The 13653-nt window shown below is 48.2% G+C and carries 12 protein-coding genes and 1 pseudogene; 3 read left to right on the forward strand and 10 right to left on the reverse strand.

Annotated features, from left to right (window positions below):
- The 7 genes from ftsY to ACOJTG_RS22415 form a co-directional block, all read right to left on the reverse strand.
- On the reverse strand, positions 1-812 hold an 812-nt coding region (ftsY, locus tag ACOJTG_RS22385), incomplete at its 3' end, for a signal recognition particle-docking protein FtsY (RefSeq protein ID WP_420155843.1).
- Between the two features lie 178 nt (positions 813-990).
- Positions 991-1143, reverse strand: a complete 153-nt coding sequence (locus tag ACOJTG_RS22390; RefSeq protein ID WP_094808283.1) for a DUF4295 domain-containing protein — start codon at positions 1141-1143, stop codon at positions 991-993.
- An 87-nt stretch (positions 1144-1230) separates the two neighbouring features.
- Entirely contained in the window at positions 1231-1413 is a 183-nt protein-coding gene (gene rpmG, locus ACOJTG_RS22395; protein ID WP_094808282.1) for a 50S ribosomal protein L33, read from the reverse strand.
- Between the two features lie 180 nt (positions 1414-1593).
- Complete coding sequence (gene recO / locus ACOJTG_RS22400) at positions 1594-2271, reverse strand: DNA repair protein RecO (protein ID WP_094808281.1); 678 nt, start codon at positions 2269-2271, stop codon at positions 1594-1596.
- Between the two features lie 120 nt (positions 2272-2391).
- Positions 2392-3588 carry a DUF1501 domain-containing protein gene (locus ACOJTG_RS22405; protein WP_420155844.1) on the reverse strand — a complete coding sequence of 399 codons (1197 nt, stop codon included), beginning with the start codon at positions 3586-3588 and terminating at the stop codon, positions 2392-2394.
- Between the two features lie 24 nt (positions 3589-3612).
- Positions 3613-5043: a DUF1800 domain-containing protein gene (locus ACOJTG_RS22410; protein WP_420155845.1), complete on the reverse strand. Its 1431-nt coding sequence runs from the start codon at positions 5041-5043 to the stop codon at positions 3613-3615.
- 196 nt (positions 5044-5239) lie between these two features.
- A complete protein-coding gene (locus ACOJTG_RS22415; protein WP_420155846.1) occupies positions 5240-6415 on the reverse strand; it encodes a hypothetical protein in 1176 nt (391 codons plus the stop codon).
- Between the two features lie 347 nt (positions 6416-6762).
- Here ACOJTG_RS22415 and cysS point away from each other — a divergent pair, with 347 nt between their 5' ends.
- The 3 genes from cysS to ACOJTG_RS22430 all read left to right on the forward strand — a co-directional run bounded on the left by cysS (position 6763) and on the right by ACOJTG_RS22430 (position 9896).
- Entirely contained in the window at positions 6763-8253 is a 1491-nt protein-coding gene (gene cysS / locus ACOJTG_RS22420) for a cysteine--tRNA ligase (RefSeq protein ID WP_420155847.1), read from the forward strand.
- A 106-nt stretch (positions 8254-8359) separates the two neighbouring features.
- A complete protein-coding gene (locus ACOJTG_RS22425) occupies positions 8360-9364 on the forward strand; it encodes a M28 family peptidase (protein WP_420155848.1) in 1005 nt (334 codons plus the stop codon).
- Between the two features lie 118 nt (positions 9365-9482).
- On the forward strand, positions 9483-9896 hold the full coding sequence (locus ACOJTG_RS22430) for a hypothetical protein (RefSeq protein ID WP_420155849.1): 414 nt from the start codon (positions 9483-9485) through the stop codon (positions 9894-9896).
- 63 nt (positions 9897-9959) lie between these two features.
- Here ACOJTG_RS22430 and ACOJTG_RS22435 read toward each other — a convergent pair whose 3' ends face one another.
- From ACOJTG_RS22435 to ACOJTG_RS22445, 3 genes and pseudogenes are all read right to left on the reverse strand, one after another.
- Positions 9960-11243, reverse strand: coding sequence for a M16 family metallopeptidase (locus ACOJTG_RS22435; protein WP_420155850.1), 1284 nt, complete (start codon positions 11241-11243; stop codon positions 9960-9962).
- A 167-nt stretch (positions 11244-11410) separates the two neighbouring features.
- The gene (porV, locus tag ACOJTG_RS22440; RefSeq protein ID WP_420155851.1) at positions 11411-12619 is read right to left on the reverse strand and encodes a type IX secretion system outer membrane channel protein PorV; all 1209 of its coding nucleotides are present in this window, start codon (positions 12617-12619) and stop codon (positions 11411-11413) included.
- A 131-nt stretch (positions 12620-12750) separates the two neighbouring features.
- Positions 12751-13653: pseudogene (locus ACOJTG_RS22445) on the reverse strand (hypothetical protein); the annotation flags it as partial.

The following is a 13653-nucleotide window of genomic DNA, read 5'->3' on the forward strand; positions in this document are numbered from 1 at the left end:
GTTACTTCCGTCGCTTTGGTAAATTCCTGAGCCTGAATGAACGCATTCTGACCCGTTGAGCCATCGAGTACGAGTAGGACTTCGTGGGGAGCTTCTGCCGAAAACTTCTGCATGACCCGCTTGATTTTCGCAAGCTCGTTCATCAGGTTCACTTTCGTATGCAAACGACCCGCGGTATCGACAATCACTACGTCGGCTCCGGTTTCCGTACCTTGCTTCACCGCATCGTACGCGACCGAAGCAGGGTCTGTATTCATTCCGTGATCGATCACGGGTACACCGACGCGTTCTCCCCAAAGTTTGAGTTGGTCCACGGCGGCGGCCCGGAAGGTATCACCCGCACCGAGTACTACTTTCTTACCCGCTTTATGGTACTGAGCGGCTAGTTTTCCGATCGTGGTGGTTTTACCCACGCCGTTCACGCCGACTACCATAATGACGTAGGGTTTCACGCCAAGTGGCGTTTCGAAATCACCCGATACGTCAGCGGATTTATTTTCAGACAAGAGAACCGCGATTTCTTCCCGCAAGATGCTGTCGAGCTCACTTGTACTCATAAACTTATCCCGGGCTACGCGATCTTCAATGCGACGAATGATCTTTACCGTAGTCTCAACGCCTACATCCGAAGAAATGAGAATTTCTTCCAGTTCATCGAGTACTTCTTCGTCAACTTTCGATTTACCGACAATGGCCCGGCTCAGTTTGGAAAAGAAACCATCTTTGGTTTTTTCCAATCCTTTGTCGAGCGATTCGGCCTGCTCCTGTTGGATTTGTTCCTTTTTCTTACTGAAAAAATCGAATAAGCCCATTTTTGAGATTACGTTATCGGGGTAGCTAGTTATCGGTTTTATGAACGTACTGGGGCCCACCGCAGCAGTAATTTAACGAGAGCCTGGAGTCCCAGCCGATAACGACGTTCAAATCTACAACAAAAAATCCCCCGAAGAGTGTTCGGAGGATCAGAACAAGACTTTTAAAGTCAAGCAACTAGTTTTTCAGAGCTGCCTGAGCTTCGTCCTGAAGAACGATTTCTTCTTTGAAGGTATAGGCACCAGTCGTTGGGTTTTTCACCGCTTTGATGACTTTAGCGTATTTAACGCCACCTTCTTTTTTCAGGGTTGCTACTACTTTCTTTGCCATTTCAGTAAAATGTTATACAGTGGATCACTAACCAGTTGTCAGTTATCGCCGGTTAGGAGCCACCTAACGAATAACTGGGGCCTGAAATTACTTGATTTCCTTGTGAAGCGTATGCTTCTTCAGGAAAGGGTTGTACTTTTTGAGTTCGATACGAGCCGTAGTGTTCTTCCGGTTTTTAACCGTTACGTACCGTGACATGCCCGGAACGCCTGAAGTTTTTTGCTCGGTGCACTCGAGGATTACCTGAATGCGGTTGCCTTTCTTAGCCATGAGCTTATTGCGTTAAATAATCAGTGCTTTTCAAAATTGGAACGCAAAAGTAGCGATATTTTATGACGCTCACAAACCTCGTTCCTAAAATTGTTTAGATTTTGATCAAAGTAAAGCAATAATTTTTCCAACGCCTGGTTCGATAAGTTGCCGCTTTTGCTCCTGGGTAAGGCATCGGGCTTACGAAAATATCGTGCGTAGTACCTCTAACGAACGCACTTCGCCCATGCCATCCACGTGTAGCTCGTAGAATTTTAACAAAATTTCCAGCAAATAATTCCGTATGGATCGGCTTACTTTAGTGTCAGGATCAGTTCGTAGGTCATCGAGACGGCTGAGGGCTTCTTCATCGTAGACCCGATACCCGGCGTCGGTCAGCTCCTGACTTAATTGCTGGGCGGATTGGGGTTCAAAACCCAGGTAAAAACTAAACCGAAGCAGGAACCAGACGTGGAAGTTTTCGTACCCGGTAGTCGCCTGATCGAGCCAGAGGAGACTTTCCCGTAAAAAGCCAAACAAGGATGGATTACTACTTTCCTCCTTTAGGGTCTTGCCCAGAATCTCGGTAATAAATAACGCAATGGTCGACTTGGTCACATCGAACGGAATACTCTGGTAGGGATGATTGACCTTGAGTTCAGAAATGCGTTGAATGCCCGCACTTTCTTTAAAGTACACGACTAGATCGAGCAGGGTAAGGGGTTGAAAAAGGGCAATTTTATTCTTGCCTTTACTACTCCGAACGCCATTTTCGATGTACGTCTGCAGACCAAACTCTTCCGTGTAAATTTTAACGATGATGGACGTTTCGCGGTAACGTAGGTAATTGAGTACTAAACCCCGGGTTTTCTGAAGCATTGAATCGAATGAGTTACTAGCATCCTGAATATACGCTTTTATTTTGAGAAAACCTGAAGGAAACAACAAGGTTTAGAGGTTAGATAAGGGTATTTCAGGTCATAAACGGATCATTGGCTGCTAGGCAAGCTTTAGGCCCGGAAATGGTTTGCCGAGTACAGCGGCGGAATCAATTCCCAGCCAATGGTCGAGCAGGGTAGCATAGAGATCACGAAAATCGACTTTGTATTTCAAATCACCCTGATCGAGGTCGCTTAAATCGGGAATGGCCTGATACTGGCGATCCAGCGACAAATTACCCCCGGCCAGAAAGACGCAATTGGCCGTACCGTGATCGGTACCATTGGAAGCGTTCTGTTTAACCCGACGACCAAATTCACTGAAAGTTAGTACCAACACCTCGTCCAGTTTATGTTGGGTTTTCAGATCATTCATAAAAACGTCGAGTGCTTCCGCGTACTGCTTGAGCAATTGGTCCTGTTTAGGCTGCTGGTTGACGTGCGTATCGAAACTACCATGGGAAACGTAGTAGACGTTGGAATCAACGCCGGATCGAATAAAGTCCGCCACGGTTTTTAGGCGACGGCCCAATTCGTGTGTTGGGTAAGCAGCTGTTGTACTGGTCACATCGGTTTTGGCGTGGATGTACGCCGACGAAGACAACGTTTCCGCCAACGTTTTATAGAGGTAATCGACGTTCGCGTACTCTTCGTGATTGGCTCGGGCCAGCTCCTGATAAAAGGGGTTTTTCGTTTGCTGATACAGACGTTTAGGGTCCGATACGGCCAATCCTTTGACACGTTCACCCTTCATGGAAAGACTGAGCTGATCGTCAATTTCCAGGGCCTGATACGGTTGGCAGGTTCCCGAACACTGAGCATCCAGGTAACGTCCGATCCAGCCCGTTTGCCGGTATTCGCTGGCATCGCTGGCCGTATGCCAGATGTCCATCGAACGAAAATGCGAACGATCCGGGTTGGGATATCCGACGTTGTTTAGAAATCGGAAGTATCCCTGATCGTACCAGGAGCGAAGTTTCTCAAGGGCCGGGTGCAGGGCCAATTCATCCGTAAGCTTTAGTACTTTAGTTTCGGGAATGGCCAGTCTGGGACGTTCGCGGTAATAGATGTCATTTCGATACGGGATAAGGGTATTCAAACCATCATTACCGCCCGAGAACTGGATAATGACCAGCACCTTATTATTCGTGCGAAACGTGTTGAGCTGATCGCGTTCATACGCTTTCACAAAGTCCGGAATGAGCCAGGTTCCAACCGCAGCTAAAGCCGAGCGGCGAATAAATTCGTTTCGATTCATACGCGTAGGCATTTTTAAGGGGCGTTAACAAAGCTGATACTCGGGCAGGGTCAATAGTCCTAAAGTGAAGTCCTGCAAATCGTTGTTTTTACGATGCTTGAGTAGCAAATCTCGCTGCGAGGGCAGGAGCGGGCGGGCCAGTAAATAGGTACTCAACGCATCCAGCAACGCTTCCGTTGACAACCCGGCGAAGGGTTGGGCAAAGGCTTCCCAGTCGAACTGCGTTTGGAGAAAAGGCTTATTGGATCGTTTCGCCAAGTAATCCGTGTTGACGTCGCCATCGGCTTTAGCCTTGAAATTCAACTGAGCCGCCTGAAGAATGATTTCGGGCAGCTTCATGCGTAAGAGTAAACTGGAAGAATCGATCCAGGTAGATCCTCCCGGCCAGCCCGCCACGTTGGGCGGATAAAACAGGACCTGATCCAAAGCTTTCTGAACGTAGAGGACGGCCTGTTTCTGGCCAAAATCCAGGCCCAATTGTCGCTGGAAGCCCACCAGTAGTTCGACCGGCGATTTGATATTCACACCGATGTTTTCGGGCCGATAAAACCAGTCGGACGTGAAAATCTCATGCATCAGCCAGCTGATGTCGTAGTCCTTTTCACGAAAACGAACGGCCAGGGGTTGAATGATCTGCGGATCGGGCTTGTCGTTGATAAAATACCGGTAGATTTTAGTGACTAGAAAAGGAGCGGTTTCGGGACGTTCCAGAATTAGCGACAAGGTATCCGTACCATCGAAGGGGCCCGTTTTCCCGAAAATGGTTTTTGTACCGGTATCGTGCTGATTTTTCCGGATTTCGAACGCTCCGTCGCGGTTAAATCCCCAGCCCGTAAATGTACGAGCGGCTTCCTTAATATCCTGTTCGCTGTAGTGACCCCGGCCCAGCGTAAATAATTCCATGACTTCACGGGCAAAATTCTCATTCGGACTTTGCTTTCGGTTCTGCTGGTTGTTCAGAAATTGAAGCATAGCAGGGTCCTGAGCTACGGCCTGGAGTAGATCGCCGAACTTGCCTAGGGCATGTTGCCGGAGGGTATTATTCTGTCGTTGTACGAACGTTGGATTCAGGCTTCGGCAGGCAAAGTGCCCATGCCAGAACAAAGTCATTTTTTCGCGTAAGACGCTGGTTCCGGATGCCATTTGCGTAATCCAGGCATAATTCAGATCTCCAATCAGTTCCCGGTTTTCCTGATCAATTTGCCGGATATATTGCTTCTTCTGTTCTTCCGAAAGAGGATCTTTCTGCATGACCATTTCCAGTAATGTTTTACGGGAATAGCCTACTCGCTGTGGATCGACTACGTGCAAAGGAAGTGGGGTCTGAGCATCCTTAAAAAGATCCTGTATCGCACGCCGCACGGAATGACGACTGGCTTGCTGTAACGTAGCGGGACTTGCTCCAAAGCCCGCCCGCTGATACAAATGCTTTAACGGAATGAGCGTGTTTTTCATCGGATAGAGAGACAGATGGAGTAAAGTAGGCACGCATATCGAAGCAGGATGATCAGTACTGGGATGATAATCAGGGGTATGAGGTTTAACGAGAAGAAAAATTTTAATCTCCGAAAAGACAACTCACTATGAACGTCTTAACAAAAAAAAGATTACCCTCCCAAGGAAGGTAATCTTTGCAAGCGTAGGCAAAGCCTTATACCCGTGGACAGCGTTTGAACTCTTTGGTACGATCGAACAGGTAACGATACGTAATAAAGGTTTTTTCAATTTTAGTACCCAGTTGAGAAACGAAGCGGTTCATCCGCGGATTGAAGTCACCTACCCAATTCATGTCGATGGTGTGGTACTGATAGTCTGGATTGTCACGCCCAGCCTGGCGGAAACGCAGGGCAATGGCCGACTCAACGCCCTTACCTTGATAGTCGGGGATTACACCAAAGATCAATCCGCAGGTACGGGTAACTACCTTTTTCCATTTGAGTAAATACAGCAACTTGAGTTTCTGTACCAGCCCAAACTTTCCGTTTAAGTGCTTTACGATCTGGTTTAGGTCCGGAATGACAATAAAGAAGGCAATGGCTTCGCCACCCGCGTAGGCAAACCAGATCAGTTGTTCATCCAGAATAGGTTTCATGGATTTCACCAGTGAAGCGGCCTGCTCGCTACTCATTGGTTTTACACCCGGAAACTTGGCCCAGGCTTTATTATAAATACTGCGGAAATCCTCCGTATACTGATCGAGTTTGGCTTTTTCGATGTGCTGAAACGTGTATTCCGGATTGGCATAAATCCGCTGGGCTTTTTCTTCTACCGCTTGAGCTACGACCACTTCCCGAATTGGTGAAGTATAGACAAACTGCTTGAAGTAATCCTGGAAGCCATATGTTTCGAAAAAGCGAATGTAGTATTCTTTCGTCCAAGGCATTTTGTAGGTGGGTTCATGATCCCAGCCCTGTACCATCAATCCCCACCACGACTCGCGTTCGCCGAAGTTAACGGGGCCGTCCATCGCTTCCATGCCTTTGCTTTCCAACCATTCCTTACAGGCCTGAAAAAGAACGAAGGCGGCTTTTTCGTCCTCAATGCACTCAAAAAAGCCCATTCCGCCCGTAGGCTGCTCTTCCAGGTGTGCCTTATCGTGATCAACGAAAGCGGCTACCCGGCCAATGGTTTGTCCGGCGTCGTTCTGTAAAATCCAGCGAATGCATTCCCCGTGTTTGAACATTTTGTTTTTCTGCGGATCAAAGACTGACTCAATGTCCTGATCCAGCGGACGAATCCAATTCGCGTCATTTTGATACAGACGCACGGGAAACATCAAAAATTCACGTTGGGCTTTCGGATTGGTACCGACTTCGAACAATAACATGGCGTATCTGGGAAAGAATCTTTAGTCAAAGATAGGGGAGTTTTCAGTTTTGGGTTTTCAGTTTTCCGTTTTGGTAGGATAAACCCGCTCTTTCGGATTTGCAATCCGAAAGCTACCTGTGACGGATTTGCAATCCGACGAATCGCAACCAATTACTGAAAACTCTAAACGGAAAACGGAAAACTCGAAACTCTTTTCCTTACTTTTGCGGCGAAACCCTGTATCACGTGGCAACTGTTTCTTTTTCTTTCCGCGTATTTCGATGTTGGAACGGTCAGTAATCTTCGACTGTTTCACTTTTTGCGTACTGATCTTTCGGTACCAACCTCATTCAATTCCCTTCGTTCATGCAATCCCTGAAGATTTATAATACCCTGACTCGGGAAAAAGAAGTTTTTCAACCCCTGCATCCGACCCACGTGGGCCTGTACGTCTGCGGTCCTACCGTCTATAATTACGTGCACCTGGGTAATGTTCGGACGTTCCTCACTTTTGATGTACTCGTACGATACCTACGGCACATTGGTTATCAGGTTCGGTACGTTCGTAACCTGACGGACGTAGGTCACCTGACCGGCGACAGCGACGAGGGCGAAGACAAGATTGGCCGGATGGCCCGTCTGGAAAAACTGGAACCCATGGAAATTGTACACCGCTATACGGACGATTTCCATCAGGTTTTGTCGAAATTCAACTTCCTGCCACCGAGTATCGAACCAACGGCTACGGGCCATATCGTCGAGCAGATTGAAGCAGTAAAAGCTTTGATTGAGAAAGGTTTAGCCTACGAATCCAACGGATCGGTGTACTTCGATATTGAAAAGTACAACCAAAACGGACAGGATTACGGAAAACTTTCCGGTCGTATTCTGGAAGATTTGCTCAGCGAAACCCGCGACCTGGATGGCGTTGGTGAGAAGCGGAACCCGCTGGATTTTGCCCTTTGGAAAAAAGCCGCTCCCGATCACCTCATGCGTTGGCCAAGCCCCTGGGGACTGGGCTTTCCGGGCTGGCACCTGGAATGTACCTGCATGAGTACCAAATACTTGGGTACGCAGTTTGACATTCACGGGGGCGGGATGGACCTGAAATTCCCGCACCACGAATGCGAGATTGCTCAGGGTACGGGCCTGAACGGCGTTTCACCGGTGAAGTACTGGATGCACTCGAACATGCTGACGGTAAACGGACAGAAAATGTCTAAATCGCTGGGTAATTCCTTCCTTCCCAATGAGTTATTTGCCGGTAGTCACCACTTGCTCGAACAGCCGTATTCGCCTATGACGACCCGGTTCTTCATGCTCCAAAGCCAGTACCGTTCCACGCTCGACTTTTCCAACGAAGCCCTGAAAGCGGCTCAAAAGGGATACAAGCGTTTGTTGAACGGGCTGCGTTTGCTCCGTGAAATGGAATACGTAGCCGATGAAAGCGTAAGCATTGATCCGAAGCAGGTAGAGGAAATCGAGAAAGCCATTGCAGGAGCCTACGAGGGGATGAACGACGACCTGAACACGGCTGTGACCATCGCAAACCTATTTACGCTGTTGAAGAAAATCAACCAGTTGTACATGGGGCAGAGTCAGTTTGCCCAGCTGGGAGTGGAGGTTTTCGAAAAACTCAAGACCACCTATAATACCTTTTTGCTGGATATTCTGGGGCTGAAAGAAGAGCGTAATGAAGCGTTTGAGCCATTAGTCAATGGTTTGCTGGACCTGTACCGCGATTTCAAAACACAGAAACAATACGACAAAGTCGATCAGATTCGTTCCGTATTTAAACAAAATGGCCTGGTCATTAAAGATCTGAAACAACGGATCGACTGGGCGTATGAAGAATAGATTTAGTGGTCAGTTGATGGTTTTTAGTTTTCAGTAAAAAGAGCAAGACCAAGGCTAAACGAACTGAAAACTGAAAACCGCAAACTGAAAACGGCACAAACTACCTATGAAACGTACCCTCACCCTGATTGGGCTGCTGTTGATGGGCGGCCTATTGCTTGAATCCTGTAAAGAAAAATCGAAAAGTGCGGAGAGTGCGGCCACGGAGCAGACGAAGCTGGCTCCGGCTCCGGTGTTCAACGCGGATTCGGCGTATGCTTTTGTCCAGAAGCAGGTTGATTTTGGCCCGCGTATTCCCAACTCAAAAGCCCATCGGGCCTGCGGAGACTGGATGGTGGCCAAGCTGAAGAGTTATGGATTTGCAGTGACTGAGCAGACTTTTACCGAGACTGCTTTTGACGGTACCAAGCTCAATGCCCGTAACATCATCGGCAGTATCAATCCCGACGCCGCTAAACGCATTCTGTTGACGGCTCACTGGGATACGCGTCCCTTTGCGGATAAGGACACCGTAGCTCAGTACAAGAACAAACCTTTTGACGGAGCGAACGACGGCGGTAGCGGCGTTGGCGTACTGTTGGAAATTGCCCGCAATCTGAAGGCCCAGCCGCTGCCGAATGTCGGTATCGATATTATTTTCTTTGATATTGAAGATTGGGGCGAGAAAGAAGGAATGACGCCTGCTCAGGGACGATCCAACTGGGCGTTAGGTTCTCAATATTGGGCGAAAAATCCGCATAAACCGGGTTATTCGGCCTATTACGGGATTTTACTGGATTTAGTAGGAGCCAAGGGGGCTCAATTCCCGCAGGAAAGTTACTCCCTGCAATATGCTCCGAGCGTCGTACAGAATATCTGGAATACGGCGAGCCGACTGGGCTATAATCAGTACTTCCTGCCCGTACCCGGTGGCGGTCTGACGGACGATCACGTAGCCGTGAACGAAGTGGCGAAAATCCCGATGGTGGACATTGTGGAAATGAAGGTTAATAACCCGAAAACCTTCGGCGATTATCACCATACCCATAAGGACAATATGGAAGTGATCGATAAAAACGTCATGAAAGCCGTAGGTCAAACCGTAACTCAGGTATTGTATCAGGAAAATTAAAATTCTGTGAAACGTTTAGCAGTTTTGGGTTAGTATACATTGGAGACCAAGGATACGAGGGTATGAATGTGCTATTTCAAAATCCTAAACTCAAAACCTTCAAACTTTATTTACTCGAATGCGTTTTCGTACCCACTATTTGCTTTATCTGGTGTTAGCAGTAACGGATGCCTGGTTGCTTTCGCACCCCAATCTCATTGGTCGGGTGGGCATTTGGCTGTATCGCTACTCGTACATCAAAAACTTCCCGCGTGCTTTGTTTTTCGTATTGCTGGCGGTAGTCTTTTCGATTTTGATGAGCGAATTAATCAAGAAGTTTTTTCCGGTACGTACGGCGGTGCTATTGCTGGCTTTATTGCTGGTAATTGCTTCGATGGCCTTCATGAACGTATTCATTCAATTTTCGTCGGGTACGTATCAGTTTACGGGCAAAGCCTTCATTTGGGGGGCTCACCTGCTACCTTTTATTCTGATTCTCATTTTTATTCAGAGTTTGTACGAGGTGTTCCGAACGGGAAAACTTGATCAATAGTAAGTCCCTATAAAAGAAAGGGCTCGGGAAATTTTCCCGAGCCCTTTCTTTGTCTGGCCGCTTTTATTTTCCACCAGCCACTACTTCAATCATCGAATCCCATTGAAAATAGGTCTGGGCGGCCTGTTGTACGTCCTCAGAAGTTACCGCCCGAATGCGTTCGATATGGCGTTCGTAATAATCGTCCGGTAATTGATTTAGAATTCGGATTTTATGCCGATCGGCAATTTCAAAAGCCGTATTCAAGGAACCCACGAATTGCCCGATCATAAAATTTTGGGCCGTTTGCAGCTCTTCAAGTGGTACGAGCTCGGTTTGCAGCCGTACCAGCTCTTTCTGAATTTCATCCAGGGTTTGCTGGGTAAATTCTTTGTTGACGTCCGTACCGATTACCAGCTGACTCGCCTGGGCAAAGTGATTGAGCTGCGAGTAAATGCCGTAGGTAAAGCCCTTTTCTTCCCGAATGTTTTTCATCAATCGCGAACCAAAATAGCCACCAAAGATTTCGTTTGTGACTAGTACCTTGTAGTAATCCGGATGTACTCGATTCACGCTTCGTTTGCCCACTCGCAGCGTTGACTGCATCTTATCCGGCATATCCAGGAGCAGGGGTTTTTCGGGGGGAGCCGCCGGAAATTCGTACGCGGGCCGGGCCTTCGCACCCTGAACGCTCTGCTGACCGAATACCTGATTGAGTAGTTGTACTTCCGTTTCGTCTACCTGACCAGCGACGAACACCCGAAAGGCTTGCCCCGCCAGGTGGGACTGATAAAACGTTACTAAGTCCTCTCTGGAAAAGGCTTTCAGGTTTTGCTGCGTCTGGTTTTTTCCGTACGGATGTCCTTTGCCAAACAAGGTTTCGCGGAAACCCCGGGAAGCCAGGAAAGACGTTTTTTCTTCGTTGACCTGTAAGGTTTGTAAGGCAATGGTCCGTTGTACTTCCAGCTCTTCGGCGGGAAAGGTAGCTTCCTGCAACAATTCCTGAATTCGGGGCAGTAGTACGGGCAGGTGTTTCCGTAAGGCGTACAGCGTCACCGTCGAGCGGTCCGAAGAAGCCTGTAATTCCAGAAAGGAGCCATACTGATCGAAAAATTCGGCTAGTTCAGCACCCGTGTGTTGCTGAGTGCCTTCATTAAGCATCCGCAGTGTAAAGGTGGAAACATTGGGTAGAAGCTCATCCCAGCCACCGGCTTCAAAAATCCACTCGATGCGTACAACGGGTTGTTCCCCAGCCGTGATAACGTATACCGGTATGCCGTTATCGAGCGTATGCGTGGCTACGGGAATCAGTGAAATAGTATCGGTAAGCTGAAAATCAGGAGCTTGGGTACGGTTCAGTGTCATCATTCATCTACAATTGCATTCCCGGGAAGACATTACTGGCCAGGAAAACGGAATTTTCATACGGGCAAACCGCCAAGGTACTAAAAACGGTACGGTACAAAACTACCGGAGTGGAAATAAAAAATGGCACTCCTTCGAATGCCATTTTCTTATCGTATACAAACGGTGTATTAAAAATCGTCGCGGGGAGCTTCCTCGATGCGTTGTTTCTTATCAAACAGGAACGACAACGATACGCGGAGCGTGTTATTCAGCGGATTCTGCTGACCTCCGCCCTGGAACAGGTACGAAAAGTCGAGACCCACTTTCTGATAACGTACCCCAAAACCCGCGGAAACGAAGCTACGATTGCCTTTGTTCGGGTTTTCGTAAAAGTAACCCAGACGAGCTGACAGAATTTTATTCCAGTTGTACTCCAGACCCGTTGAAATCGTTACTTCCTGCAACTCTTCTTTTAAACCATCGGGAGCATCGGCGAAGGAGCCGAACACGCCTTCAAATAAGCCCTTCTTATCAGGATCGGAGCCACGGCCTGGAATAATAGCACCCGTGGCGTCACGCTCGGGGGGTGTTGGGACCATGAGCTTATTCAGGTCTACCGTCAGCGTCAGGGAGTTTTTTTCATCCAGACGGTTGGTGATGGCCGTACCCACTTTCAGGTTGGTAGGAATGAAATAAGGCGTTTGGGCCGTACCACCGTAGTTGATTTTACCACCCAGGTTTTGAATCATGATCCCGTAGTTGGCGTACCATTTCTTCTCCGGGCTGTAGCCGTTGCTAAACAGGGCGATGTCACCCGCTACCGTTTGTCCGGGACGCAAAGCAACGCCCGCCACCACCTGATCGCCGGTCAGGTTAGAGTTAATATATTTCAGGTTCAGACCCAGGGCCAGTTTATCCGACAGCTTGAGGGCGTATGAACCACCAATCGCGTATTCCTTCGAGTTGAAGTCGCCCGTAATGGTTCCCTGTTCATTGGTGAAGAGAATGTCGCCAATATTGAAGTACTGAAGCGACAGACCAATGACCTGATTTTTACCGATTTTCTTGTAGCCCGTCACATGGGTTAGCCACATATCGCCGATTACGTTACGAAGCCAGGGCGTATACGAAATACTAGCTCCTGCGTCGTGTTCCGCGTAAATCAGCTTTGAAACGTTCCAGTACGTACCCGCTGCTTCAGTTGGGCTAAGAGCCACACCAGCATCCCCAAGAGCCGCTGAGCGGGCATCCGGAGCAATATTTACAAAAGGAACTGCCGGAAGAGGAACACGGTCACCATTGACGCCTGTAATCCCACTACCATTTTGTGCCCATACGAACGAAGAGGAACCTACTAGAAAGGCAAGAGTAAAAAATCGGGTTTGAAGTCTTTTCATCCGAGATTGGGTTAAACGTTGAAGGTCTGTGTGCAGGCCATCCAAAACGGGGGGTACGGGAGTAGTGCCTCTGCTGAGGCAGTTTAAACTGAACATTCGTGGGATGTATTTAATCGCAAAACTAACAAAAGTCACTTGATGTGAGAAATCTTTCCGCTCCCACTTGCAGTGAGACCGGTAGTTAGGGACCGCACAAAAATACGATAAATGTACAAACCCGTATTTAATTCCGAATTTTCGAGCTGTAAATCTTCGTAAGGGGAAGGGGTACTATAGCTTTGGAAGGTCTGCTGGTGCAGCAAACGTCCGGTAAGATCGTACAGATAGAAAGTAATTTCGGTATCATCGTCCTGAAATTCATGTTCGAAGGTAAAACGTACGCGTTCCCGAAAAGGATTGGGCATTGCCCTAACGCTGCGAAGGCTCCTTTTCGTATAGGGATGTACGGAAAATTGTAAGGTTTGTTGACTTTTCTTACCAAAACCATCAAAAGCCTGAACTTGAAGCTGATACAAACCTTGCGGCAACTGGCGAAATGGGTAACGAATTTGGCCCGAACGGGAATCCGTAGCCGTAAAATAAGTATTTAAGTTTATGGTAAGCGTATCGTTCAGGGTAGCCAGAATCGGTTGGTTTTCGGTGTAGGAAAGGCCCGTATCATCCGATAAAAAGGCGAGTAGGGTAGGATTCGCATCGGTGGTACCGCCATTCTGAAACTGCTCATCGTTCATGTACAAACGAAGCATAGGAGGCTCCTGATCGGTAACTGGCTGAAGGGCCGTTCCTCCTACCCAAGGGCGGCCTATACCCAGGGCCGTAGCGGAGTTACCGTTGGCATATACGTGAATCACCCCGCGGCCAATGCCCCCCTGTAGGGAATGAGGCACTACAAAACGAGTGGAGAACGCTCCCGAGCGGATCGGAACCGTGCCCGTATACAATAAACTTTTGCGATCCTGATACGTAAATTTCGGGTTTTCATCGCCGAGCGTCTGGTACGAACGTGCCTGATCGTACACTTCAATCCAGGCATT

Origin of the sequence: Siphonobacter sp., from assembly GCF_048595215.1 — a bacterium.
GTDB lineage: Bacteria > Bacteroidota > Bacteroidia > Cytophagales > Spirosomataceae > Siphonobacter.

Coding starts and splice junctions, on each gene's coding strand:
- cysS (WP_420155847.1), top strand. CDS start 6,763: ATGCAATCCCTGAAGATTTATAATACCCTGACTCGGGAAAAAGAAGTT.
- porV (WP_420155851.1), bottom strand. CDS start 12,619: ATGAAAAGACTTCAAACCCGATTTTTTACTCTTGCCTTTCTAGTAGGT.
- ACOJTG_RS22405 (WP_420155844.1), bottom strand. CDS start 3,588: ATGAATCGAAACGAATTTATTCGCCGCTCGGCTTTAGCTGCGGTTGGA.
- ACOJTG_RS22415 (WP_420155846.1), bottom strand. CDS start 6,415: ATGTTATTGTTCGAAGTCGGTACCAATCCGAAAGCCCAACGTGAATTT.
- ACOJTG_RS22430 (WP_420155849.1), top strand. CDS start 9,483: ATGCGTTTTCGTACCCACTATTTGCTTTATCTGGTGTTAGCAGTAACG.
- rpmG (WP_094808282.1), bottom strand. CDS start 1,413: ATGGCTAAGAAAGGCAACCGCATTCAGGTAATCCTCGAGTGCACCGAG.
- ACOJTG_RS22425 (WP_420155848.1), top strand. CDS start 8,360: ATGAAACGTACCCTCACCCTGATTGGGCTGCTGTTGATGGGCGGCCTA.
- ACOJTG_RS22390 (WP_094808283.1), bottom strand. CDS start 1,143: ATGGCAAAGAAAGTAGTAGCAACCCTGAAAAAAGAAGGTGGCGTTAAA.
- ACOJTG_RS22435 (WP_420155850.1), bottom strand. CDS start 11,243: ATGATGACACTGAACCGTACCCAAGCTCCTGATTTTCAGCTTACCGAT.
- ACOJTG_RS22410 (WP_420155845.1), bottom strand. CDS start 5,043: ATGAAAAACACGCTCATTCCGTTAAAGCATTTGTATCAGCGGGCGGGC.
- recO (WP_094808281.1), bottom strand. CDS start 2,271: ATGCTTCAGAAAACCCGGGGTTTAGTACTCAATTACCTACGTTACCGC.